Genomic DNA, 24,354 nt, shown 5'->3' on the forward strand with positions numbered 1-24,354 from the left:
ATTAATCCTTGTTGCCTGAATAGTGTTTTTTAATTGTTCGCCAACAATCTGTGTAATTTGGTTGACGTTCTTTACCTTCTAATGCGTATTTAGTCGGTGAAATGACATAACGGGATTCAAACATAAACGCTAAGGTATTTTCGTATTTTTGTGGAAACAGTTCCGCATTAGATGCTTTTTCAAATACATCCGCTTCAGGTCCATGCGGAGACATACAATTATGTAAACTTGCGCCACCTGGCACAAAGCCATGCTCTTTTGCATCATATACACCTTCAATTAACCCCATAAATTCACTCATGATATTACGATGATAGTAGGGCGGACGAAAAGTGTTTTCAGCAACCATCCAACGCGGTGGAAAAATAACAAAATCAACATTAGCCATTCCTTCAGTAGCTGATGGCGAGGTTAAAACGGTAAATATAGAAGGATCCGGATGGTCAAAGCTTACTGTGTTCATTACATTAAATCGCGATAAATCGTATTTATAAGGCGCGCTATTACCTGTCCATGCAACAACATCGAAAGGGGAATGCTTAATCTCACAGCTGAATAAGTTGCCATTAAATTTTGACACCAGTTCAAAATCACCTTCTTTATCTTCAAAAGCTGCAACTGGGTATTGAAAGTCACGATCGTTGGCATAGCCGTTTGCACCAACAGGGCCTCGCTCTGCAAGCTCCAAAGCATGACCATAGTTTTCGCAGATATAACCACGGGCCGTTGATTGTATTAAATCAACAGAAAACTTCATTCCTCGGGGTATAACTGCAACTTCACCTGGTTTTACACAGAGCTTACCGCATTCTGTATGCAGGAGTAGCTCGCCTTGTTGGGGTACAAATAGCATTTCACCGTCAGCGTTGTAAAAGTAGCGATCAACCATAGACTTGTTAGCAACATAAACATGAATACCGATGCCAGATTGCCCATTAGCACTGCCGTTAGCAGCCATTGTTATGAGTCCATCTAGAAAATCAGTTGGCTTTGTAGGAATTTCAACGGGGTTCCAGCGAAGCATAGTCGGAGGTGTTACGGCTTCAGTTATAGGCGCAGTTCGAATCAAGCCGTTATCAACAGCGGTGTAATCACCTTGCACTACCGAAGGGCGTAACCGATACAGCCATGTTCTGCGGTTAGCTGCTCTAGGCGCGGTAAATGCTGTAGAGCTAAATTGTTCAGTGTAAAGATCGTACTTAACTTTTTGAGGAGTAAATTGCCCTATAGGCAAGGCACCGGGTAGCGCTTCGGTTTCAAATTCATTACCAAAACCGGTCATGTACTTTAACTGTTCTGCCATTACTGACTCCTGTGAGAGAAGGCTAGTTTTATGTTTTATTTATTTAAGTTAAGATACTCTCAAGTGAGAGTAATTTCAAATTGCTCTATGAATGTGTATGTAAATATAAATGAACAGCTAGTAAACCTATTTAACGGGATAACAATGAAACTGGATTTAGACACTTTTTTAGCATATCAACTAATTAATGTAGCAAGTTTGGTAAGTAATGATCTTGCTAAGGTATACCAGAGCAAATTTGACTTAACGATACCTCAATGGCGAATTTTGGCGAATTTAGCGCAATTTGGTCAAAGTAATGCCAAAAATTTATGTACGCAGGCAAATATGGATAAATCGACCGTGTCGCGTGCAATAAAAATATTAGTAGAAAAAAAGTTGCTAATGACTCAAATTAATTCAGAGGATAAGCGCGCAGCCATACTTTCATTAAGTGAAGCTGGAAAAGATATGTATAAAAAAATAGTACCCGAGGCGTTAAAGTGGGAAAAAGAACTATTGGCTTCGTTAAACACACATGAACAAGGTTTATTAATAAGTGTACTTAATAAGCTAAAAAATAAATTACAGGCATAAAAAAGCCCATCAAATGATGGGCTTTTATAATTTTAACTAATCTGACAATTTAGATTAGAAAGTGTAACGTACACCTACACGCATTTCCCATACTGAAGCACCAGTTTGTACTGAAGTATTAGCGTTATTACCGTTAAAGCCTGAGTAAACGTAACGACCTTGGTCATCTAAAGATGTTGAGATCATGCTTGCACCTACGAAAGGACCTTTCTTAAGAACGCCCCAGTCATCATTTAGCATGTTTGTAAGGTTGTCGATTACAAAGAATGCTTCACCTTTATGACCTTCCATAAAGCCTGGTAATTCTTGTGTAACTTTAAAGTTAAACTTAACAAACCAGTCAGCATTTTGTTGGTTACGACCTGCGATTTCACCACGTTTAAGCCCTTCAGATGCAATGAAGTCGTTGAACTCATTGATTTCAGCTGCAGACATGTCGTATACAACGTTAGGATCGTTTTCAAGTGGAACGTATAATAACTGACGGTTACCATTCCAGTTGTTATCGCCCCATACATTACGGTCACTTCCGTCAAACGTGAAGCTGTAAGGTAGGCCTTTGTATGCTTCACCGTAAAGGTTAAAGCGTGTTTCAAAGCCATCTACAAACTCATGTTTGTAACCAAGCGTCATAGTAAAACGATGCGGAATTTCATAATCTGAAGACGCAACACCTGGGTTACCTGGATTAGTAAGCGCGATGTTACCATAGTTAGAACCGGCTACAGAGCTAGTCATTGGGTTTACATCGTCTGCATCTGTGTATGCATAACCAAAACTGAAGTTAACGCCGTTATCAAACATTTTGCTAACTGCTGCAGAGATAACTGAAGAATCGCCGCTATCGCCACTAACATTAGTTAATAAATATTCGTTACCACGGCCTTCGATAGACTCGTAAATTGGGCGACCATCAAACGTAGTTTCACCGCTATCTTGAAGTGCGATATCACGCATTAATGCAGCGTCTTTTTTCTTCGAGTATAAGTAATCTACAGAGATTACGTATTCGTCTTCAGTTGTGTATGTAGCACCAAGTGAATATTTCCACTCTGAAGGAATTTCAAAATCAGGGTCTACAGCATTAACAGTTGCATCGCCTACACCAATTTCAGTGTTTGCAACAATATCGAACATTTCTTGAGGTACGTCAAAACCAGGAGTACCGCCGTTTACGTTAGCTGTGTTAAATAAATCTACACCACGGAACTGCGTACTAATGTTTGTAATACCGTCGTTAGAATATGAGTTAGACAGCCATACGTTCGGGTTACCACCAGAGAACAAGCCTAAGCCAGCACGTACTTCAAGTTCGTCAGTTGCGTACCATTGGAAGCCAACACGTGGTTGCAGTAAGTCAATACCGTCGAATGTAGACTGGTTGCTGAAACCGTAACGGTTAGTGAAGTTCTTGTTAAGGTTAGGAACGTCATCACTTGTGTACTTGTCGTAACGTAAACCAAACTGAATTGTTGCATCTAAGTCAGTAAACGCGTATTCGTCTTGTACATAAAATGTGTGTTGAGCGTATTTAAAGCTTGCAGCCGCATCATTCGGGTTGTTAGTACCTGCAGCATTGTTGTAGTAAATACGTGCTGCTTGACCTGCTTCAAAGTCTTCAATTGAATCGAAGCGGTACTCACCTTGAGTGTGCTGTACGAATAAGTTGAAAACTGATAGCTCTTCAAACTCGTAACCAGCAGTAATAGTGTGTTGGTCTAGGTAGTATGTACCGGCAACTTTAAATGTAGTTGTGTCGTAGTCTAAATCGTTTGATTGACGAGAATCATCAGGACCAATGTAAACCGTACCACCATTATCAGTGCGGATTTGCATTTCACCAAAGCTGCTTGCAGCATCTAATGACTGAACCGTTGCATCTAGCTCTGATTTACCTAAACGAATTTCAGTAGAAAAATCGTCTGACCAATCAGAATATACAGAACCAATGATTGATGTAAACTCAGCACTTTGATTATAGAAGTGGTTTGATAAAGAAACGCGGCTAGAACCAGTATCAGACTGAGAAATTGTGTTACCGTCGTTGTAGTTATAGATTAAGTTTGCACGGTGATCTTCGTTGATGTTCCAATCTAGTTTTACTAAGATTTTTTCATCTTCAACAGGCATGCTTGATGGCATACCGCCAGCATCGTAGCCGTAAACTGATTGAGAAATACTCTGAATACGAGATATGTCATCAGCTGTAACACTACCACTGCTAAGGCCGTCGTAATTAAACTGGCGAACACCTTCAAGTTTTTCGTATGAAGTGAACAAGAATAATGTATCTTCAACAAGCGGAAGGCCTACGTTGAAACCGTAACGTTTTTCAGTGTAGTTACCGTTGTCAACTTCATTACCTTCAATTTCGTCGCCTTTCATTGAATCGTTTGTGTAATCGAAGAAAACACCACCGTGAACGTCGTTGCCACCCGATTTAGTTACAGCGTTAATGTTACACGATGTAAAGCCACCGTATTGAACGTCAAAAGGTGCTAGTTCAGCTGAAACTTGTTCAATAGAGTCGAAAGAGAAAGGGGCACGGATAGTAGGGTAACCGTTTGAGCTTAAGCCGAAGTTATCGTTCATGCGAACGCCGTCAAGCGTTAAGCTGTTGTAACGTGGGTTACCACCACCACAGTTGATTGAACCACGGCTATCATCAATTGTGATACGTGGGTCAATACGGATGATATCTTTTAAATCACGGTTGATGGCTGGTTGGTTTTCAAGATCCGTTAGCGTAAAAGTAGACGCAGGACCTGTACCACCAGACATAGCACTGATAGGAGCACCCGTAACTACAATTTGCTCGATGTTAGAGATATTCTCTAAAGAAGCATTTACCGGGTAATCGTTACCAATGTTAAGAATAATATTATTGAACTCTTGGTCTGCATAAGTGTCAGAATCTACAACTACTCTGTATGGACCACCAACACGCAGGCCTTTAGCTGTAAAGTAACCAGCATCATTAGTTTCAGTTGTTTTAACTGAGCCTGAAGGAACGTGTAAAATTGTAATTTTAGTGCCAGCAGCAGGGTTGCCGTTAGGACCAGTGATTTGACCTTTAATTGCAGATGTTGTTTCATTTGCAATTGCAGCGCCACTAACACCAACACATGCTGCAATAGCAAGTGATAGAGCCGTTTTGCGTATTTGAGTTTTCATTTAATTTTCCCGTGTAGTTAATAATTAAATTTTTATATTTTTATTTTTCGGTTTTCAAAAAATAAACTAAATGCAGGTTTATATTTCAAAAACCATCGCTATTGTACCCCAATTGTTTGTTACAAATAAAATACAACTGCAATGTTTTTTTAATAAATAGTACAAATTTTGACTATTTTTTACCTTTTTTTGAGTAATCACTCTATTAGCGAGCTCATACTACCGATGTTTTATGACAAACTTGTGAAATGTAAAACAAGCTTTTACAAAAAATCCCCGTGTGTAGGTTTTATGTGTCACAAATTACATAGATACTTTTTTTAACGCTGTTTCCAGCTCTTTAGCTGAAGGGTCAAACATAGCGTTTAACAAACCAGCCAATCGAACACCTGCTTGTAGCAGACGTGTTTTTACGATAGGTGTATTTTTATAAACATAGCTGTAACCAACTTCTTCATTTGTAGATTTATAAAGTGTATTTGCTAAATTGTGAGACTCTTCAACCCAGGTAGTTGGTGTGCTTTCTAAATATTCTGAAATTAGTTCACTGTTGTTAGTGTTTATAAACTGCGCGTACTCAGTAAATGATAAGTTTTCGTTTTCAACTAATTTAGTATCCCACAAGCTGTGTAAGTTTGTATCTTGACCAAAAAACGACACTTTAATTCGGTTTCCGCCTCTATCTTCGCTTCTTCCTGCATGGAAGGGTTGATGGCTATCACCAACCAAGTGAACTAAAAAACGTAAACTAAATTGCTTTGCATCTAGGCTGCTGTTTTCATCTTTAAGTGTATTTATAGAGTAGTGGATGCCTTCAAGAATATTGCTAACTGATTCTTTATTGTTTGTATGGTCGTGATTGATTGAGAAGGACTTATTAGGTGCGGCATTAATATAGTGCCAACGAGAAGATTGCTTTTGCCAAAATTTACCCGGGTTTGAGCGCATTTCGTCAGGCCAAGTTGAAACCTGTGCAAGTGATTCACCCGCTAAGAATGGTTGAATAGCTGACTTTGTGGTGTCTGTTATATGAGATTCAGCAATTTTACCTACAACCCGGTGACCGTTTTGGCCCCAAGCAAGTGAATCGCTACTTGTAAAAATGGCACTAATTAAAAGCGCTGACGTTATCGAATATTTTACATTGCTACGCATTAAGGTTCCCTAATTAATTTGGAGTGGTGTTGCTGCGTTGTAATAAGGTCAATTGTCCTTACTTTTGTTGAAATTAGGAAGGACTCAATGAAATTCATAATTTCTTATTCATAATTAATATAAATCAGTGCTTTAGCATCTATAGGTAAAATTACTTGTTGTAATAAGTAATTAAAATTGTTCAAATGAATAAGTAATGTATTTTAGGATGTCTTTAGCTTGAATATTAAAAATACGGTATTGCATAAAACTTCAATTGTTACATTTTTGTTTATAGTAATGGTTTTTGCTTGGGTGTGTGGTCAATTAATTGTAAATAACGATGAACTCGTTTTTCCTGTACTTATTGAAACATCAACAACATGTCGTACAACAGCGACCGCAAACGATAATGAGCTTATTGTATTTACACCCTCTAAAAATATTGCAGTGCAACTTACACAGAAGTTGTGTGATGATAATGTCGTTGCTAAACAGTACGGGGTGGTTGTAGGGTATTGGGGGTATAAAACATCAGACAGTTTAGAGTTTGTAGGTAAAGGAATTGCAGACCTTATACTCGCAAAAAACAACATTATGGCGGCTTTTAAAGCTGAATCTACCTATGATTATATGCCCGTTGTTGGTTTTTCTGATTACACTGCATTTTTTATATCTTCAAAAGAAAAGCCAATTATTTCAAAGTCTTATTTTTTAGACAAAAAAATAGGACTGCTTGATTACCCAACAAGTCGCTCTGGGCATATTCTTCCAAAACAGGTCTTTAAAGATCTCGATATAAATATTGCAAATTTAAATATTTTGTACGCAAGTTCCCATAATGAACTACGAGATTTATTAGCCAACGGTAAAGTAGATATTATTGCGTCGTTTTGGAAAGAAAACGATAAAGACCGTTTCTCGAAAAACTATATCACCCCATTAAGTAATAACATAACAGGCACACGTTGGTACTTGAAAATGCAACAAAACAACACAGATTTGTTATGTGCTGTACAAGAACACCTAATGGCTATGTCTAAAGACCAAGAACTTCATTATTATCAAAATGTTTCGCCCTTTTGGCAATGTGAGAATAATACAGCTGTTTTTAAGGTAGGTGAAAATAATGAGTAGGCTTAAATTTTCTGCAGTGTCCTTATGTGTTTTTTTAATGCTTTCTTTAGTGTTTTATATATCTATGATTAATAAAACCGAGCGTGTTAGCGAGCAGCAAAAGGTCCAAATTGAAAAACAAATTGCACTAGATTTACCATTACTCGATTTGCCAAATGAACTGTATAAGCATGCAGGTAATAAAGATGCTTTAGTTGGCTATATTGACTCACTAAATAGTTATCTAAGAATGAGTAACTTGCGTGTCATCGATATCAGTACAGGCGAGATTGCTCACAGCGATTTAAAGGCAAAGCAATTTATCAGTAGCTTAGCGACGAGTGAAGGCCCTGTGAATATTATTTTTAGTGTAGATGAGCATTACTTGACACCTAGTAATAAAATCTTCTTTTTGTTTTTTTTACTTATCAGTCTCTTTGTTGCTGTGTGGTTAAAAGTGGTAGAAAGTAAGAAAAGCAAGCTAAGCTTAAACAAGAGTATTAACTCCGTTGCATCAATGCCAATGCCTTTGGCGGTCATAATTGATTTACGCAATAAAACACTTTCACATAGTTATGATAAAGAGCACAGCGTTCAATTAGCTAATAAACCATTGTGTTTTTACCTAGCCCTTGTTGAGTATTGTTCAGCTAATGGTGATGTTATTTTAAATCATAATAAAAATGTACCCGATGAGCTTATTGAACTTGCCAACAAGTATTTTTCCCGATTAACAGAGCTAGGGCATACGATAAGGAAACGGCCGAACTTCAATAATAGCCTTGAAAAAACGTTGAGTGAAATAAGGGCTTCGCTTGACGACGTTTTGAATGAATATCCTGAGGAAAAAGAGATTTATTACCCTCCAAAAGCATATGGAGAAGGCTCTCGCTCTCGTCTGCACAGCTACGGGCTCATAAATATTGCAAAGGGAAATGTTGAAATAATAGGGAAGTAATATTACTTCCCTATTATTAACCGTGTTTATTTAGGAGCAAACTCAGCCGCTTTTATTGGACTATGTTGCGATATAAATGTTTTAAGTGCTTGGGCGTCAGTTTCGTCAGTGCTAACAAAACCTTTTAGCGTATTTATAGTTGGGTAACCATCACCGCCCGATGCGTTATAGCTATTTAAACTCATGCGGTATGTTTTACTTTTATCGAACGGTTTACCGTTAATAAATACGTTTGTAAGCTTACCATTTTTGCGGTCAAACGAAAGCTTGTGATACTGCAAGTAAGCACCAGCGTCTGCTGGGAAGCTTGTTACTGTATTTAAGTAGTCCCATAGTTCAGCACCTTGCCAATCCATATACGTTATACGGTTTTTAAAAGGGTGAACTTTTAATATGTCTTTATAGCTTATTTCACCGGCATCAATTGAGCTGCGAATACCACCGCCACTGATCAACCCAAAATCTGCACCTACCACATTCATTTGTGCTTGGATGATAACGCGAGCAAGGTTTGTTTGTTGATAGCGTACTTTGTTTCTATCACCTTCTAATCTTGCATCAACAGAGCCAATAGTCCCCTCAATTTGTTTAGCACCAATCGCTTGGTATTTAGCTAAAAACGCTTTTAATGACGGGTCTGGCTTAATATATTCGTTCGCAAGTACTTCTTTTAATGTGCCGTCAGCTTGTGTTTTTTCTACATATAAATTAACTGGCATTAATTTATAATCAAGTAGGCTCAATTCACCATTTTCTAATTTGAACTCAGCCTTACCAACGTACTTTCCCCACTCGTGGGCTTGCATTATCCACGTGCCATTTTGCTGATCAGGATTACAAGCTAAGCCAGGTTTAAAACTATCATCGTTTACATTTTCTGATGCCATACACACAGGCTCTTGTGAGTGGCCACCTATGATCATATCAAGCGTATTAGCAGGCAATGAGCGAGCAAGTGTTACATCGCCCGGTGCGTTTATGCCATGTTTAGCATCAATAAAATGACCCATGTGAGTAACAGCAATAGTAATGTCTGGGTTGTATTTTGCTTTTATCTCTTTAGCTAGGTTGGCTGTTACTGGAACAGGGTCTTTAAATTCTAAGTGACCAATGTACTGAGGGTTTCCTATTTTTGCTGTATCGGTTGTAGTCAAACCTATCACGGCAATAGTTAAGCCATTTTTTTCAAATATTTTATAGGCGTCAAAAGCGTTCTTACCTGACGACTTTTCCACTATATTAGCCGATAAGAGAGGGAAGTTAGCCCAGTTTTGTTGCTTGGCTAAAACACTAAGTGGGTTATCAAATTCATGATTACCTAATGCCATTGCATCGTAGCCGAGTAAAGACATCCCTTTAAAGTCAGGCTCTGCATGCTGTAAATCAGATTCTGGTATACCTGTATTTATGTCGCCACCTGATAGCAGTAAAACTGCATGACCTTTTATTTTCGCTTCACTACGTAATTGATCCAGTAGTGTTTTGCGAGCAGCCATACCGTATTCGCCTTTTTCGTTATGCCAAAAGCGACCATGATTATCGTTAGTATGAAGAACGGTTAAGTATTGTGTAGAAGATGTTTTTTCATTAGTTGTGGCAGATGTGCATCCCAGTACACCCAAAATGATCGAAAAAATAAAAATTATGCGCATAAAATACCTGTGTATTAAGTTGTACTTAATGTTGTAGGTGGCTAGTTTAAACTAGTTTGAAATATAAAAAAGGCAGATATTTATATTTTTGGCTAATTACGACTCGTAGCCGCATTTTCCCTGCGTTTGAGTTCTTGGCTAGCGTAATGTGACTTTTCGTGTTTTGTAGCAACCATCCAATTTAAAAAGCTTGCTGGGAGTTTGGTGTATGCTTCGCCTTTGTGTAGGCCAAAGTCGCAAATTGTGTGTGGTGTGTGTGTCATGTGTATCCGTTATCTCTGTTATTTAATAATTAACAATGAGCAAAGTTAAACATTTACTCGGTTTACATATTCATAGAAAATATAAATCAATATTGTGTAATTGAAATGTTACCAGAACGGTCTAATTTGTATCAACTATCTTAATGCTATCGATTTTCTTAATGTGTAGCATTAACCTAAACAAAACTTATTTTTAAATAAATATAATAATAGGATCTAACATGAAAAAACGTTTACTGTGTTCATTGCTCGCTTCATTAAGCTTTGCTAGCCATGCAACCATAGTCGAAATGCAAACTAGCCAAGGCACAATTGAGATTAATTTATTTGACCAGCAAACACCAAAAACCGTAGAAAACTTTTTAAGTTATGTGCAAGATGACTCATACAATGAAACAGTTATTCATCGTTCAATAGACAATTTTGTAATTCAAGGCGGTGGTTTTACATTTTCAGACACACTTGACCCAATAACAACTAAACCTGCTGTTATCAATGAACCTGTATTTTCTAATGTTAAAGGTACTATTGCCATGGCTAAGTTAGGGGGCAACCCTAATAGTGCTACTAGCCAGTGGTTTTTTAATATGGCTAATAATAGTGGGGGAAGTGCGGCACTTGATACGCAAAATGGTGGGTTTACAGTGTTTGGACAAATCACAGCAGAAAGTCAGGAAACGCTTGATAAAATTGCGGCCCTTGTTCATTGCGGTGAAACACCAGTAGTCGATATAACAACAGAGCAATGTGCGAGCAGTGATGTGTCTATTAGTAGTGCTAATTTAGTGACAATCCAGAGCGTTACTGTATTAGATGACGATCCTAATTCGGCAGCCGGATTGACCGTTGTTGAAAATACACTGATTGACGCGGATAACTCTGGTAGCTCAGATGGTAGCTCGGGTGGAGCGCTAATATGGTTACTGGGTGCTTTTTTACTAGCTGTTCCACGCCTTAAAAAGAAGAAGTAACCTCATTCAGAGCAATATAAACAGCGCAGCTATTATATAGCTGCGCCCTATATTAAATAAATAGCCGCCAAATCATCGCAAGCCACATCGCAAATACAGACACGCAGCCAATTAAAAACACGTTAAATCGAGCTCTTACGTTATTTGATCCTAAATGAATAATGCTATGTAATATGCGTGTTATTACAAATACGCAGGCCAAAATTGCAACCACAACGCTTGCACTGTTTAATTGCAAAGCTAACAAGCAACCAGCGTAAAATAAAACGGGTATTTCAAACTGGTTAGTAAAGTTTCTATCCGCAACCCTTACATGGTCACCTGCGTTATCTAATCGCATCGTTGCAAAATCGTTTAAGTTTAACTGTTTATTTTTAGCTGCTGCAAAGCGTCTTCTCCCCATAATAATCATTACAGCCAAAGACAGGGTGACTTGCACAAACATGGCAAGTATTATTATTTTTTCCATTGTAGTTCCTTGTTATTGTTTTAGTCAGTATGCAGACATTTTTCACAATGTGTTACACAAAAAAGCGTTAACTGCTAGAAAGTATTCAGTACAAAGTGTTAGTTTATATTATCAAACCTGCTTTTGAACTAGCATAACCTTTTTTGCATCATGCTTTTAATGGAAATAAAATGAAAAAAATTATTTGTCTCAGTGCCATCGCACTCGCTGTTCTCAGCGGTTGCTCTAATACATCTTCATCAGTAGCAACCTCGCCACAAGCCTCGTTACTATCAGACACTTTAGTGGTTAGCCCAAATGATAATAGAGAATATAAAACACTAAAGCTTGCTAACGAAATTGAGGTTATCTTAGTGTCTGATCCAAGCGCAGAAAAGTCTGCTGCTTCACTAAGTGTAGGTGTGGGTTTACTTCATGATCCTATGTCTCAGCAGGGTATGGCGCATTACTTAGAGCATATGCTGTTTTTAGGCACAGAACGTTACCCTGATACAAAAGGGTATTCAGATTTTATGACCAAAAATGGCGGAGCGCACAACGCCTACACGTGGCTCGAAATTACAAACTATATGTTTAAAATAAATAACGATGCGTTTGATGAAGGGCTCGACCGCTTTTCTGACTTTTTTAAAGCCCCTAAGTTATACCCAGAATACACAGAAAAAGAAAAAAACGCAGTGAATGCTGAGTGGTCTATGCGCCGCGAACTGGACTTCTTTGGCCAATTTAAATTAGCGCGTAAAATGATGGGTGAGCATCCGGCAAATCGCTTTTTAATTGGTAACCTAGAAACACTAGGCGATAAAGAAGGTAGTTCGCTTCATCAAGAAACCGTTGATTTTTACAATAAATATTATTCTTCAAATATTATGAAAGTCGCACTTATTTCTAATTTGCCAATCGCCGATATGGAACAAAAAGCGCAAAAATACTTCGCTGACATTAAAAATAAAAACATCGAAAAGCCAAGTGTTACTGCTAATTTAGATTTTGATAAAGCGGGCGGTAAACGCGTATTTTACTCGCCAAATGAAGATGTAAAACAGTTAAAACTTGATTTTACAATTACCAACAACAGTGATGAGTTTGCTGTTAAACCTAACCGTTTTGTTTCATATTTATTAAGCAATGAAATGCCGGGTAGCCCAGCACAAATACTAAGAGATAAGGGTTGGGTTTCGCAGCTAGGGGCATCAGCCTCTCCAACACAATATGCAAACTATGGTGCCTTAACGGTTGATATTGAGCTTACTGATTTAGGTATGCAAAACCGCGAAGCAATTGTTGCAGTGGTTATGCAGTACATTGATTTAATTAAAAAAGAAGGGGTTGATAGCAAGTACTTTAACGAAATACGTACCTCGCTTAATAACCAATTTAAATTTTTAGAGAAGGGCGACGAGTTTAACTATGTGAGTGCTCTAACAGGCAGCATGCAAGTTTACCCGCTTAATCACACGATTAACGCACCTTACCACTATGCAAAGTTTGATGCTGACGCCGTTAATGATGTGCTAAACCAGCTCAACGCAGATTCACTGCGTATTTGGTACATTTCACAACAAGAAGAAACAGACTCTCAATTATACTTTTACGACGGAAAATACCGCATAAATGACATTAGTGATGATGAAATAGCAAGCTGGAATAAGCCAAGTGAGTTTAAATTAGCGCTTCCTAGTGTGAACAACTTATTACCTGAAAGTTTTGCAATTAAAACGGCTGAATTTAAAGAGCAAAAACACCCAGAGCTTGTTTTCGATAAGCAGGGCGTAAAAGTATGGCGTCAAGCAAGTCAAAAATTTGCTGAGCAACCTAAAGGGCTCGTTGAGGTTTATATAAATACACAACCGGGTCTGAACGACATAAGTGCTGAAGTGCTTTACTCTGTTTGGGCAGATTTATATAACATTCAGCAAAGTCAATTAAGCACTGAAGCTGCTGTAGCCGGTATGGGCGTTAGACTTGCACCAAGTAATGGGCTTGTATTATCACTTAATGGGTTCACTGATAAGCAAGATGTATTGCTTAAACAGGCTTTGAGTGGATTAAACGTTAAGGTTACTTCGCAAGCGTTCGAGCAAGCTATTGACCGTTACACGCGTGACTTATTGAATCAACAAAAGCAATTTCCTTATGCTCAAGCGTTTGGTGCTTATTCTAAGCTAACACGTACAGGCAGTTTTGATACTGATGAATTAATCAAAACCGCAAAAACATTAACTGTTGCTGATCTTACAAAGTTAAAAGAAGCCACATTCTCTAATAATGATTTGCGTGTATTTAGCTACGGTAATTATAACCAGCAAGATATAGAGTCAATAGCTGGTGAGTTAACAGCCGTTTTACCTAAAAATCATACTGTGAGCGAGTTTGCTCGTAGTAAAGCGTGGTTGCCGCAACCGGGTGAAACGTTAGTATTACAAAAGGATATAGATGTAGCCGATGTTGCCGTGGTTGATATGACCGTTCACCCAATACCGGGTTACAAACAAAAGGCTCAAGCTGCTGTATTACGCGATCACTTTAGAACAATCGCATTTGACAAAATGCGAACAGAAGAACAACTCGCTTATGCAGTAGGTGCTATTGCAAGCTCAATCGAAGATTATTCTGCTGTTGGTTTGTTCATACAAACCCCTGTAAAAGGGCCTAAAGAAGTACAAGCTCGCTTCGACCAGTTCAAAAAAGAGTACGCGGTAGAGCTCGATAACATGACAGAAGACACATTTTTACAGCTTAAAAATGCGACTTTGGTGTCACTTAAAGAGCAACCTAAAAACTTAAATGATGAAATGGGTCCTTTAATTAACGATTGGTACCGAGAAAACTTTAGTTTTGACTCAAAACAAAAGTTGATCAATGAAGTAGAAAAAGTAACGCTTGCAGATATAAAACAGTACTACAAGCAAACTATGCTAAACCCACAAGCTGCGCGTTTAAATGTGCAGCTGCGCGGTACTAAGTTTATTGAAAGTGACTTTGCTGATTTACCTAATCAAACAAAAATCACTACACTTGACGCTTATTACAATGGCATTAAGTTACAAAAATAAGATTGATAAATAAGTCAAAAAATAAACCCCAATGTACTGATACATTGGGGTTTTTTTATTTCAATATCTACAAAGTACTTATCTCATGCTTTAAAACTCATAACAGCCAGCGATGCTGCTATTAATGTGTAAGGTAATTGCATGACTCCAAAGTTCATTAAGTTACAACGAGAACGTAGTGCTGTAAGCATGGTGAAGTCTGAATAAAAAAACGCGTTGCTGCAAATGGTGATACAGATAGTAACAATGTTTATTAGTGTCTATTATTAAAGTTAGATTTTAACAGGGTAGGCAAGGCGGTTATTAGTGATGATAAAACCGCCATTGATATATATGGTTATTAAAGTCGTGCTTGTTCTATTGCTTTGGCTACATCTAAGTTTATGTTTAGCCACGTTTGCTCAAGCGTGGCTACTAAACCGTCGTAGCCGTCGTCTTTTATGGGCACTAGGCGTGAGAAGTTATGCACACTAATCAAGCGGCGGCCGGTTTCTGGGTGAGTATAATATAAGCGCCATAGTCCAGAGATATCAGCATTGCCTTGCATATCACCATTAAAATGGTGAATTTCGTACTCAAGCTCATAAAATGTTTGCTGATCAAGCTCGGTTATTACAGGTAGCCCTTTAATAACCATCCAAGAGGGCATATTTTTAAATAAAGTTTGTTGGGCAGTGGCAGTAAGCATAACGTCAGGAGACTCGCCCCATAAATGATAATTTGCAGCATGAATTTGATTATTATCAATTTTCATCGCTATGCCTAAGTTGTTTAATGCGCCTCTTAAAACAACTGTTTGCACTCTCAACTGTGCGTTGGTTTCACTAATATTTCGAGATGATGAATCAATAGGCTGTTCAAATTGGTAATACTGAGTCTCATTTTGTATTGCTGAGCTACAGCCCGACAATACTAAAAGCAAACTTGTTATGAGTAATAGCGTTTTCATTATTGCTTCCTTGGTATTGGATCTGCGGGCAGTGATTTGTCAAAAATTAGCATGTTTGGTTGCTCATTTAAGCCGCGTGTCAAAGGTTGTATTTCTTCGCTTAAGCGCTTAAATTCACGCAGTGTTTGTTGTAATTGATGATGAAATTCAGATCCAGCCTGATAACTCGCCATTGTTTTATCAAATTGTCGCATGGTCACTTCAAATTGCTCCATGCTTTTGGTCATTTTTGCAAAGTTACGATTTATATCACCGGGTAAATTTTGAGTATCTTTTTCATTTAATAGTGTGCGCATTTCATTTGCAAGAGACTGGTAGTCAGCAAAGGCAACTTGTATTTGGGCTAAGCTTTCTTCAACTTTTAAATTATTAACTTTGTTTAATACATCAGAAACCTGATCGGCAAGTACGGTAATTCCGCTCGATATACTAGGAAAAACGGTATACTGGCCCAGTTTTTCAAACTCCGCTTCTGGGGCATCGGGGTACATATCAAAATCAACATAAACTGCACCAGTTAAAAGATTTCCGGGCTTTAAAGAGGCGCGCATGCCAATTTCTATCCAGCCTTTTAAGCTTTCTTTCCAAAAGTCTTTAGCTGTTGCGCTGTGGTGATAAATACGCCCGTACTCTATTTTTATAAGAACAGGTACTGACGTGTTTGCACTTTTAAAGTGAGCAGGTTTGCCATTAACAATTATGTTTGCAGGCGCTTCAACTACTGACCCAATGCGAATACCACGATATTCAACAGGGGCACCGGGTCTGAGCCCTCTAATTGATTGTTCAAAATCTATTATGTAATAGTCAAAGTCGTAAAAGCGTTCTTCTAGTGCTTCTTTATAGCTTTGGCTAAGTGAGAAATTGTGACCATCGTTAGCTATTTCCCCCGGTGTTTGGTTATCGGGTAAGCCAACTGAAATTCCGCCTTTTAAAAGCTTACTTAAAGAGCCTGTATTAATATTTATGCCATCAGCAGATAAATCAATTTCTATACCGGCGTTGACCCAAAAAATTGAGTTGTTGGTAATTAAGTTTTGGTAAGGCGCTTTTATAAATATACCGTACTTCATTGCTTGGTTTTCCCAATCAAATGTGGCGGTTTCTATTTGGCCAATTTTATAATTCTTAAAAAATATTCCGGTACTAACATCAAGTACTTCTGCGTTATAACTAAGTAGTTTAAAGCGACCACCTTGCACGTCTTTGCCTATTAATGCAGGTTCTTCTTGCAGGGTGAAATTTTCTTTAAGTGTATTACTTTCGCCCGGTGCAAATTCTAAATATACCCCAGAGAGTAAAGTACTCATTCCACTTATGCCGGTTTCATCTATACGTGGTTTTACCACCCATATTTTTGCGTCGTCGGTAAGTAAGTCTTCATAGCTTTTATCTATTTGAGCCCGTGCAATCACACTGTCTTGGGAGTCGGATAAACGAACGCTGTCTATTTGCCCTATTTTTACACTGCGCACTTTTATTTCTGTTTTGCCTGCAATAATGCCCTCGGCTTGCGGCATCTCAATATATATAGTGGGGCCTTTATTTACTTGATATTGATAAAGCATCCACACGCCGACAAAAAGCGCTATGGCTGGAATAATCCAGATAGCAGAGATTCTTGGTTCATCTGTTACTTGGGCAGTTTCGGTCATGTTTTAGTCTCTGATGATTTATTTTTAGGTGAATCCCATAAAAGGCGTGGATCAAATGAATGAGCAGCCATCATTTGGCATATTACCATAACGGTAAAAAATGCAATGCCTAAGCCTGGTGTAACTGACATTAAATTACCTAGCTGTACTAAAGCCACTAAAATGGCGACAACAAAAACGTCAATCATTGACCATTTACCAATAAACTCAGTGAGTTGGTAAATCCTAGTGTAACTTTTTGTATGCCTGTTTGCAGGTTTTGTTACCATAATACACAAAAAGCTTAGTACAAATGCTTTGGCTAAAGGAACAACAACACTCGCAAAAAAAATGATACCTGCAATGGGATAAGAACCACTTTTCCAAAGTAAAATAACCCCACCAATAAGTGTGGACGGGGTTTCATCACCCAAGCTTGTTGTATTCATGATAGGCAATACGTTGGCTGGTATATAGCAAACAATAGATGTGATGAGCCAAGCAGTTGCTTTTTGAACGCTATGAGGATTACGTACATGTGTTTTGGTGTGGCATCGCTGGCAGATCTTACCTGTACAAAGCTGATGACACACATGACAGGCTTTAATATTTTCATCAATAGCACGTTTAGCGTGCTCGGCACCTTCTAACACTTTGATTGGTTTTATTTGAGCCCATAACCTTGGACGATTTAAGTGTACTAAAGCGGCAATGTATAAAATAACAAAGCCAGCATAAGCCCAAAAACTTGCCCCAAAGCTTATATCAGCCAAAGACATAATTTTAACCATGCTGACTAAAACACCAATTAAAAATATCTCAGACATAATCCATGGCTCAAGTGCCAAAGTAAACTTAAGCAACCTACGCGCAATGCCTTGTGGCAATGTTTTTAAAACACCTAAATGAAGGGGTATTAAAATAATTAATAAACTCATTGGTAAGGCAATAATGCTTAAATCAATAAAAAGGCCTAACAATTCACTATCGTAATTGAATAATATTCGGGCTGCGTCGGGGAGGGTGATAGTTTGGGTTATACCATTACTACTAAAAGATAAAAAAGGATAAAACATACTACTTAATAGCATTAGCAAAGCACTAAAGCTCAACGCCACTATGCGATTATCGTGGTTAACGTTGGCTTCGCATAATTTATGATGGCAATGCGGGCATATCGCCATTTGCTTAGCGATAATTCTTGGTATATCTATGATCAGGTCACAGCAGGGGCAAACAGTTTGCAATTTAGTACCAAACAATAATGCATTTATTTGATTTTGCAATATTTGAAGCTGTAATACAACGCGAACTGTTAATTTTGAATACAGGCCAAGCCAGAAAGTATCTGATTGGCATGCATTTTATATATTAAGGTCTGTTGACCTTTCAAGGATAATTTGAAGGAGTCTGTTTAGTATTAAGGAAGAGCCTATTTAGTATGGTTATTCCCCATAAATTGGCGAGAACGTAGCATTAATGCCAAACAGGCGCTTCCCAAGGGGGGGCTTCCTAGGGGCTATTTACTCTTTGTTACTCAGTTTTTACTTATTCTTACATGGATGTAAGCCAGTAGAGTAATGCAGGAGCAGTTATCGAGCCCACTAGGTTAAAAATCTCGCGCCGCTATTATATAGCCCCCTAGTTTGAACAAATTTTAATCCGCAAAGTTCAACCGACCCTAATCAAACACGGCAACAGTTTGGCGGGTAAGAGCAATAAGCTCACCTGACTGTGACCAAATACACCCGTCCTCTAAACCATATCCATCTTTAGAGTGATGCGTAATTGCTTCAAAGCCAAGCCACTCGCCAGGCGTTAAATTGGGAGACTGAACAAACTCTAAATACCACGACATACTACTTGCTGGTCCGGGTTGTTTAAACATTTGTAACAATGTGGGCGGCCATGCATCGGTTAGTGCAATTACATGCGCTTCTGTAATGGTTTCAGGTGTATGTTTAAGTCGCATCCACCCACCTAAATGAGATGTGTCTGCCCCTGTAAAAGGCATTGCGCCTTGCTGTGGGCACAAATCCACATGCTGAAAAAATTCAGGCATTTGGCCTTTTATGAAGGGTAACGTATAACGCTCGTTAACAGGGCTTAAACCTAACGACTTTGAAACAGGAACATTAATAGCTGACTCTCTATTTTTAGCAAAACAAGCCTGCACGATTACGGCTACTTGCTCATTTTGAATTGCTTTAGCGAGTACTTGTGTACTGTTTTTACCCTCACGTAATACTTCAACATAAAGTGAAAAAGGGGTGTCGGCGAGTAAAGGCCCAACAAAATTAGTACTTAATGAAAGAAGTCGGCGGTCATTATTCACTTTGCCTCTAATAGCCTGATATAACAATGCAGCTGATAAACCACCAAAAGCGGTTCTTCCTTGGCACCAATTTTCAGGAAATTGCATGGTAAGTGCGGATTGTTCGATTTTATCTGATTGACCTATTTTAGCGGCTTGCTCAAGTAGTTGGTCAAAATGCATGGGAAATATCCTTTAAAAGTGCAATTTAATAAATTTATAACACAACCAAACTGGTCAGGCCAGTATTTAAAGGTGTGTCAAACGCTCTAAAAATCATCATTCCTTACAATTATTGGGGTTATTTTGTAAATAAATCATAAAAAATGAATTTTTTTTCATTTTTACAGTTGAATTAGTTTTAGGGCATCCCTATTTACTAGTCATCGAACGAATTAACGTATAACGAATTTTGAAGTTGGAGAAGTTTCATGGGTAAAATTATCGGAATCGATTTAGGTACTACAAACTCTTGTGTTGCAGTACTTGATGGTGACAAAGCACGTGTTATAGAAAACGCGGAAGGCGATCGCACAACCCCGTCTATCATTGCTTACACGCAAGACGGTGAAACATTAGTAGGTCAATCTGCTAAGCGTCAAGCGGTTACTAACCCTACTAACACATTATTTGCAATTAAGCGTTTAATTGGTCGTCGTTTTGAAGACGAAGAAGTACAACGCGATATCGGCATTATGCCATTTAAAATCATCAAAGCTGATAACGGCGATGCATGGGTAGAAGCGGGCGGCGAAAAACGCGCTGCACCACAAATTTCTGCTGAAGTACTGAAAAAAATGAAAAAAACTGCAGAAGACTTCTTAGGTGAAGAAGTAACTGAAGCGGTAATTACAGTACCTGCATACTTTAACGATTCACAACGTCAAGCAACTAAAGATGCCGGTCGTATTGCTGGTCTTGAAGTTAAACGTATCATCAATGAGCCAACTGCTGCTGCCCTTGCTTACGGCATGGACAAAAACAAAGGTGAAAACATTGTTGCTGTATACGATTTAGGTGGTGGTACGTTCGATTTATCAATCATTGAAATTGATGAAGTTGAAGGCGAGCACACATTTGAAGTACTAGCTACCAATGGTGATACTCACTTAGGTGGTGAAGATTTCGATAACCGTGTTATCAACTACTTAGTAGCAGAGTTCAAGAAAGACCAAGGCTTAGATCTAAAAACAGATCCACTTGCAATGCAACGTGTTAAAGAAGCTGCAGAAAAAGCAAAAATTGAACTTTCTTCAGCACAATCTACAGAAGTTAACCTTCCGTACGTAACTGCTGATGCAACAGGTCCTAAGCACATGAACGTGAAACTAACACGCGCTAAGCTTGAGTCACTTGTTGAAGATTTAGTAACTAAATCTCTAGAGCCGCTTAAACGTGCACTTGCTGATTCTGATTTATCAGTAGGCGACATCAACGACATTATTCTTGTTGGTGGACAAACACGTATGCCTTTAGTACAAAAAACAGTTGCTGATTTCTTCGGTAAAGAGCCACGTAAAGACGTTAACCCTGATGAAGCTGTAGCTGTAGGCGCGGCAATCCAAGGTGGCGTACTAGCAGGTGATGTTAAAGACGTACTATTACTAGACGTTTCTCCATTGTCTCTAGGTATTGAAACAATGGGTTCTGTAATGACAGCGCTTATTGAGAAGAACACGACGATTCCTACTAAGAAATCACAAACGTTCTCAACAGCAGAAGATAACCAGTCTGCGGTAACAATTCATGTGTTACAAGGTGAGCGTAAACGTTCAAGCGACAACAAATCTTTAGGTCAATTTAACCTTGAAGGTATTCGTCCTGCTCAACGTGGTACACCACAAATCGAAGTAACATTTGATGTTGATGCTGACGGTATCTTACATGTATCTGCTAAAGATAAAGACACAGGTAAAGAGCAAAAAATTACTATTCAAGCGTCTTCAGGTTTAAGCGATGAAGAAGTTGAAAAAATGGTACGTGATGCAGAAGCGCACGCTGAAGAAGACAAAAAGTTTGAAGAGCTTGTAGCTGTTCGTAACCAAGCAGATGCAATGGTTCACGGTACACGTAAGCAAGTTGAAGAAGCGGGCGATGCTTTACCAAGTGAAGATAAAGAAGCGATTGAAGCTGCAGTTGTAGACTTAGAAGCTGCAATTAAGAGCGACAACAAAGACGAAATTGAAGCTAAAACGCAAGCACTTGCTGAAAAGTCTCAAAAGTTAATGGAAATTGCTCAAGCTAAAGCACAGCAAGGTCAAGCAGACGCAGGTGAGCAACAACAATCAGCTAAGCAAGATGATGACGTTGTTGATGCAGAGTTTGAAGAAGTAAAAGACGACAAGTAATTGTTGCCGACGCTTCTAACTGACCAAAAACACTTAACTCGGTTAGGTGTTTAGGTTAGGATGAACAAATGAGGCGCGCGAGCAATAGCTTGTCGCGCCTTTTGCATATATTTAAGGTTCATAATTCAATGATAAATCGATTAGATTTATCGGTTTATCCCGCAGCTTACGCTGCAAAATAGAAAGAGTAGTGTGATAGATATGTCAAAACGCGATTATTACGAAGTCCTCGGCGTAAGCAAAGATGCGAGTGAGCGAGACATAAAAAAAGCGTATAAACGCTTAGCGATGAAATATCATCCAGATCGTACCGCAGGCGATAAAGAGCTTGAGACCAAGTTCAAAGAAGTAAAAGAAGCATACGAAATTCTAACTGACGATCAAAAACGCCAGATGTACGACCAATACGGTCATGCTGCCTTTGAACAAGGCGGTGGCGGTGGTCATGGCGGCTTTGGTGGCGGCCATGGCGATTTTGGTGACGTATTTGGCGATGTGTTTGGTGACATTTTTGGTGGCGGCGGTGGCCGACGTCAATCTCGCCAGCAACGCGGTTCTGATTTACGTTACAACATGGATTTAACGCTTGAAGAAGCGGTTCGTGGTAAAGAAGTAGAAATTAAAGTACCAACATGGGTAAGTTGTGACCCTTGTGATGGAAGCGGTGCAAAAGCGGGTTCTAAACCTAAAACATGTACTACCTGTCATGGTGCAGGCCAGGTGCAAATGCGCCAAGGTTTCTTTGCTGTTCAGCAAACATGTCCTACGTGTCAGGGACAAGGTCAAATTATTTCAGACCCTTGTAACAGCTGTCATGGTCAAGGCCGTGTAGAAAAAACTAAAACGTTGTCGGTGAAAATACCAGCGGGTGTTGATACAGGCGATCGTATTCGTTTATCGGGTGAGGGTGAAGCCGGAGTACATGGCGCACCAGCGGGTGACTTATACGTACAAGTATCTGTAAGAGAACACGATATATTTGTGCGTGAAGGTAACAATTTATATTGTGAAGTACCTATTAGCTTTACTACATCTGGTTTAGGCGGTGAAATTCAAGTACCTACACTTGATGGTCGTGCAAAACTTAAAATACCGTCAGAGACGCAAACCGGCAAAATGTTCCGTATGCGTGGCAAAGGTGTTAAATCTGTACGAAGTGGCGCACAAGGTGATTTAATTTGTAAGGTAGTTATTGAAACACCTGTCAATCTTAACGAGCGCCAACGTGAACTACTTAAAGAGTTAGAAGAAAGCATGGGCACAGATAGCTCAAAAAACCGTCCTAAAGAGCAAGGCTTTTTTGATGGTGTTAAAAAGTTTTTTGATGACTTAACAAAGTAAAAATTATGTTGTTTAAAAAAACGGTGCTTTACAGCGCCGTTTTTTTTGCTTTAAATTTGCTAACACCTCTAAAAAAGTGAGAATGCAATGACACCCGCTATCGCACTGCTCGAAAAACAAAAAATAAAGTTCGAAATACTGAGCTATGAGCACGATGCAAACTATGGTCACTATGGTTTAGAGGCAGTTGAAAAACTGAATTTAAATAGTGAGCAAGTATTTAAAACACTTGTACTAGAAACGCATGAAGGTGAATTAATCGTTGCCATCACCCCCGTATCTCAACAAGTTAATCTTAAACAGCTTGCTAAAGTGGCAAAAACAAAAAAAGTGGCCTTGGCCGCGCCTCAAAAAGTAAATGTAAGTACCGGTTATATACTTGGAGGTGTGAGCCCAATAGGACAAAAAAAACGTCTTAAAACATATATTCACAGCAGTGCTAGTGAGTTTGAAATTATATATGTCAGTGCCGGTAAGCGTGGTTTGGAGTTAAAGTTAGCCATAGACGATGTAGCTGAGTTAACAAAAGCAACGTTTGCATTGTTCTAATAGTTTGTAGTTATTTATGTGTCGGTTACACTTTAGTATTTGCTGCTTTAGTTAATATTAACTACATTAAAAAGACGTTACGATTCAGGAAATTTCAGTGTTGTATGAATTTTTCGGATATTAATTTTATTTCGATACTGGTTGCTGCGCTTTCGTCGTTTACGTTAAGTAGTGTTTGGTATTCAAACTTATTATTTAGACAAGCTTGGCTTGAAAGTTGCGGCTTGACCGAGCTTGACTTACAAAGTGCTAATAAAAAACGCGTATGTGTTGGCACGTTTTTACTTTCATTTTTGGCTGCATTTGTACTGTCGATATTTTTAGGTAACGAGTCGAGCTTGGGTTTGAGTGTAGGGACTGGTTTTGCTATTGGTTTATTTTGGGTGAGCAGCTCTTTGGGTTTAAGTTATCTTTATGAGCAGCGTCCAGTAAAACTTTTTTTGATAAACAGTGGTTACTATGTAAGCCAATTTTCGTTGATGGGATTAATTTTAGGCGGGTGGCCATAATTGATTTATAAACAAAAAATTGCCTATCTCTTTATTTA

General features: G+C 38.7%; 19 protein-coding genes. 9 read left to right on the forward strand and 10 right to left on the reverse strand.

Features of this window, described 5'->3' with window-relative positions:
* Position 1: 1 nt before the first annotated feature.
* A complete protein-coding gene (hmgA, locus tag AC27JL_RS05165; protein ID WP_487195005.1) occupies positions 2 to 1,303 on the reverse strand; it encodes a homogentisate 1,2-dioxygenase in 1,302 nt (433 codons plus the stop codon).
* 144 nt (positions 1,304 to 1,447) lie between these two features.
* Between hmgA and AC27JL_RS05170 the strand changes: the two genes are divergently transcribed.
* Positions 1,448 to 1,879, forward strand: coding sequence for a MarR family winged helix-turn-helix transcriptional regulator (locus AC27JL_RS05170; RefSeq protein ID WP_033024862.1), 432 nt, complete (start codon positions 1,448 to 1,450; stop codon positions 1,877 to 1,879).
* A 54-nt stretch (positions 1,880 to 1,933) separates the two neighbouring features.
* On the opposite strand, the gene AC27JL_RS05175 is transcribed toward AC27JL_RS05170, so the two are convergent.
* The gene (locus AC27JL_RS05175; protein WP_487195006.1) at positions 1,934 to 5,053 is read right to left on the reverse strand and encodes a TonB-dependent receptor; all 3,120 of its coding nucleotides are present in this window, start codon (positions 5,051 to 5,053) and stop codon (positions 1,934 to 1,936) included.
* Positions 5,054 to 5,356: 303 nt separating this feature from the next.
* Positions 5,357 to 6,208, reverse strand: a complete 852-nt coding sequence (locus AC27JL_RS05180; protein WP_487195007.1) for a S1/P1 nuclease — start codon at positions 6,206 to 6,208, stop codon at positions 5,357 to 5,359.
* A 219-nt stretch (positions 6,209 to 6,427) separates the two neighbouring features.
* Between AC27JL_RS05180 and AC27JL_RS05185 the strand changes: the two genes are divergently transcribed.
* Positions 6,428 to 7,324, forward strand: coding sequence for a hypothetical protein (locus AC27JL_RS05185; protein WP_487195008.1), 897 nt, complete (start codon positions 6,428 to 6,430; stop codon positions 7,322 to 7,324).
* Positions 7,317 to 8,261, forward strand: a complete 945-nt coding sequence (locus AC27JL_RS05190) for a hypothetical protein (protein WP_487195009.1) — start codon at positions 7,317 to 7,319, stop codon at positions 8,259 to 8,261. The genes AC27JL_RS05185 and AC27JL_RS05190 overlap by 8 nt, the downstream gene beginning before the upstream one ends.
* A 26-nt stretch (positions 8,262 to 8,287) precedes the next feature.
* On the opposite strand, the gene ushA is transcribed toward AC27JL_RS05190, so the two are convergent.
* Positions 8,288 to 9,913 carry a bifunctional UDP-sugar hydrolase/5'-nucleotidase UshA gene (ushA, locus tag AC27JL_RS05195; protein ID WP_008126271.1) on the reverse strand — a complete coding sequence of 542 codons (1,626 nt, stop codon included), beginning with the start codon at positions 9,911 to 9,913 and terminating at the stop codon, positions 8,288 to 8,290.
* 92 nt (positions 9,914 to 10,005) lie between these two features.
* Positions 10,006 to 10,176 (reverse strand): hypothetical protein, encoded by a 171-nt coding sequence (locus tag AC27JL_RS05200; protein WP_006791686.1) that lies wholly within the window; start codon positions 10,174 to 10,176, stop codon positions 10,006 to 10,008.
* 221 nt (positions 10,177 to 10,397) lie between these two features.
* Here AC27JL_RS05200 and AC27JL_RS05205 point away from each other — a divergent pair, with 221 nt between their 5' ends.
* Entirely contained in the window at positions 10,398 to 11,147 is a 750-nt protein-coding gene (locus AC27JL_RS05205; protein ID WP_277055093.1) for a peptidylprolyl isomerase, read from the forward strand.
* 52 nt (positions 11,148 to 11,199) lie between these two features.
* Here AC27JL_RS05205 and AC27JL_RS05210 read toward each other — a convergent pair whose 3' ends face one another.
* The gene (locus AC27JL_RS05210; RefSeq protein WP_006791688.1) at positions 11,200 to 11,616 is read right to left on the reverse strand and encodes an MAPEG family protein; all 417 of its coding nucleotides are present in this window, start codon (positions 11,614 to 11,616) and stop codon (positions 11,200 to 11,202) included.
* Between the two features lie 170 nt (positions 11,617 to 11,786).
* Here AC27JL_RS05210 and AC27JL_RS05215 point away from each other — a divergent pair, with 170 nt between their 5' ends.
* The gene (locus AC27JL_RS05215; protein WP_487195010.1) at positions 11,787 to 14,672 is read left to right on the forward strand and encodes an insulinase family protein; all 2,886 of its coding nucleotides are present in this window, start codon (positions 11,787 to 11,789) and stop codon (positions 14,670 to 14,672) included.
* A 340-nt stretch (positions 14,673 to 15,012) separates the two neighbouring features.
* Here the strand turns inward: AC27JL_RS05215 and AC27JL_RS05220 are convergent, their stop codons facing one another.
* From AC27JL_RS05220 to AC27JL_RS05235, 4 genes are all read right to left on the reverse strand, one after another.
* Positions 15,013 to 15,621 carry a PqiC family protein gene (locus AC27JL_RS05220; protein ID WP_487195011.1) on the reverse strand — a complete coding sequence of 203 codons (609 nt, stop codon included), beginning with the start codon at positions 15,619 to 15,621 and terminating at the stop codon, positions 15,013 to 15,015.
* Positions 15,621 to 17,276 carry an intermembrane transport protein PqiB gene (pqiB, locus tag AC27JL_RS05225; RefSeq protein WP_243534020.1) on the reverse strand — a complete coding sequence of 552 codons (1,656 nt, stop codon included), beginning with the start codon at positions 17,274 to 17,276 and terminating at the stop codon, positions 15,621 to 15,623. The genes AC27JL_RS05220 and pqiB overlap by 1 nt, the downstream gene beginning before the upstream one ends.
* The gene (locus AC27JL_RS05230) at positions 17,273 to 18,439 is read right to left on the reverse strand and encodes a paraquat-inducible protein A (RefSeq protein ID WP_243534522.1); all 1,167 of its coding nucleotides are present in this window, start codon (positions 18,437 to 18,439) and stop codon (positions 17,273 to 17,275) included. Before AC27JL_RS05230 ends, pqiB begins: the two co-directional genes overlap by 4 nt.
* Positions 18,440 to 18,936: 497 nt before the next feature.
* A complete protein-coding gene (locus AC27JL_RS05235) occupies positions 18,937 to 19,752 on the reverse strand; it encodes a thioesterase family protein (RefSeq protein WP_006791695.1) in 816 nt (271 codons plus the stop codon).
* 248 nt (positions 19,753 to 20,000) lie between these two features.
* Between AC27JL_RS05235 and dnaK the strand changes: the two genes are divergently transcribed.
* From dnaK to AC27JL_RS05255, 4 genes are all read left to right on the forward strand, one after another.
* Positions 20,001 to 21,917: a molecular chaperone DnaK gene (gene dnaK, locus AC27JL_RS05240; protein WP_008126292.1), complete on the forward strand. Its 1,917-nt coding sequence runs from the start codon at positions 20,001 to 20,003 to the stop codon at positions 21,915 to 21,917.
* A gap of 201 nt (positions 21,918 to 22,118) precedes the next feature.
* Positions 22,119 to 23,258, forward strand: coding sequence for a molecular chaperone DnaJ (gene dnaJ, locus AC27JL_RS05245; RefSeq protein ID WP_006791697.1), 1,140 nt, complete (start codon positions 22,119 to 22,121; stop codon positions 23,256 to 23,258).
* Between the two features lie 87 nt (positions 23,259 to 23,345).
* Positions 23,346 to 23,807, forward strand: a complete 462-nt coding sequence (ybaK, locus tag AC27JL_RS05250) for a Cys-tRNA(Pro) deacylase (protein WP_487195012.1) — start codon at positions 23,346 to 23,348, stop codon at positions 23,805 to 23,807.
* 104 nt (positions 23,808 to 23,911) lie between these two features.
* On the forward strand, positions 23,912 to 24,316 hold the full coding sequence (locus AC27JL_RS05255) for a DUF1761 domain-containing protein (protein ID WP_039037633.1): 405 nt from the start codon (positions 23,912 to 23,914) through the stop codon (positions 24,314 to 24,316).
* Positions 24,317 to 24,354 lie beyond the last annotated feature (38 nt).

The organism is Pseudoalteromonas sp. 4NS20-0020, assembly GCF_057554385.1.

What these genes read in the sequence shown, in the direction of transcription:
- hmgA (WP_487195005.1), bottom strand. Translation starts at nt 1,303, where the DNA reads ATGGCAGAACAGTTAAAGTACATGACCGGTTTTGGTAATGAATTTGAA.
- AC27JL_RS05170 (WP_033024862.1), top strand. Translation starts at nt 1,448, where the DNA reads ATGAAACTGGATTTAGACACTTTTTTAGCATATCAACTAATTAATGTA.
- AC27JL_RS05175 (WP_487195006.1), bottom strand. Translation starts at nt 5,053, where the DNA reads ATGAAAACTCAAATACGCAAAACGGCTCTATCACTTGCTATTGCAGCA.
- AC27JL_RS05180 (WP_487195007.1), bottom strand. Translation starts at nt 6,208, where the DNA reads ATGCGTAGCAATGTAAAATATTCGATAACGTCAGCGCTTTTAATTAGT.
- AC27JL_RS05190 (WP_487195009.1), top strand. Translation starts at nt 7,317, where the DNA reads ATGAGTAGGCTTAAATTTTCTGCAGTGTCCTTATGTGTTTTTTTAATG.
- ushA (WP_008126271.1), bottom strand. Translation starts at nt 9,913, where the DNA reads ATGCGCATAATTTTTATTTTTTCGATCATTTTGGGTGTACTGGGATGC.
- AC27JL_RS05200 (WP_006791686.1), bottom strand. Translation starts at nt 10,176, where the DNA reads ATGACACACACACCACACACAATTTGCGACTTTGGCCTACACAAAGGC.
- AC27JL_RS05205 (WP_277055093.1), top strand. Translation starts at nt 10,398, where the DNA reads ATGAAAAAACGTTTACTGTGTTCATTGCTCGCTTCATTAAGCTTTGCT.
- AC27JL_RS05210 (WP_006791688.1), bottom strand. Translation starts at nt 11,616, where the DNA reads ATGGAAAAAATAATAATACTTGCCATGTTTGTGCAAGTCACCCTGTCT.
- AC27JL_RS05215 (WP_487195010.1), top strand. Translation starts at nt 11,787, where the DNA reads ATGAAAAAAATTATTTGTCTCAGTGCCATCGCACTCGCTGTTCTCAGC.
- AC27JL_RS05220 (WP_487195011.1), bottom strand. Translation starts at nt 15,621, where the DNA reads ATGAAAACGCTATTACTCATAACAAGTTTGCTTTTAGTATTGTCGGGC.
- pqiB (WP_243534020.1), bottom strand. Translation starts at nt 17,276, where the DNA reads ATGACCGAAACTGCCCAAGTAACAGATGAACCAAGAATCTCTGCTATC.
- AC27JL_RS05230 (WP_243534522.1), bottom strand. Translation starts at nt 18,439, where the DNA reads ATGGCGATATGCCCGCATTGCCATCATAAATTATGCGAAGCCAACGTT.
- AC27JL_RS05235 (WP_006791695.1), bottom strand. Translation starts at nt 19,752, where the DNA reads ATGCATTTTGACCAACTACTTGAGCAAGCCGCTAAAATAGGTCAATCA.
- dnaK (WP_008126292.1), top strand. Translation starts at nt 20,001, where the DNA reads ATGGGTAAAATTATCGGAATCGATTTAGGTACTACAAACTCTTGTGTT.
- dnaJ (WP_006791697.1), top strand. Translation starts at nt 22,119, where the DNA reads ATGTCAAAACGCGATTATTACGAAGTCCTCGGCGTAAGCAAAGATGCG.
- ybaK (WP_487195012.1), top strand. Translation starts at nt 23,346, where the DNA reads ATGACACCCGCTATCGCACTGCTCGAAAAACAAAAAATAAAGTTCGAA.
- AC27JL_RS05255 (WP_039037633.1), top strand. Translation starts at nt 23,912, where the DNA reads ATGAATTTTTCGGATATTAATTTTATTTCGATACTGGTTGCTGCGCTT.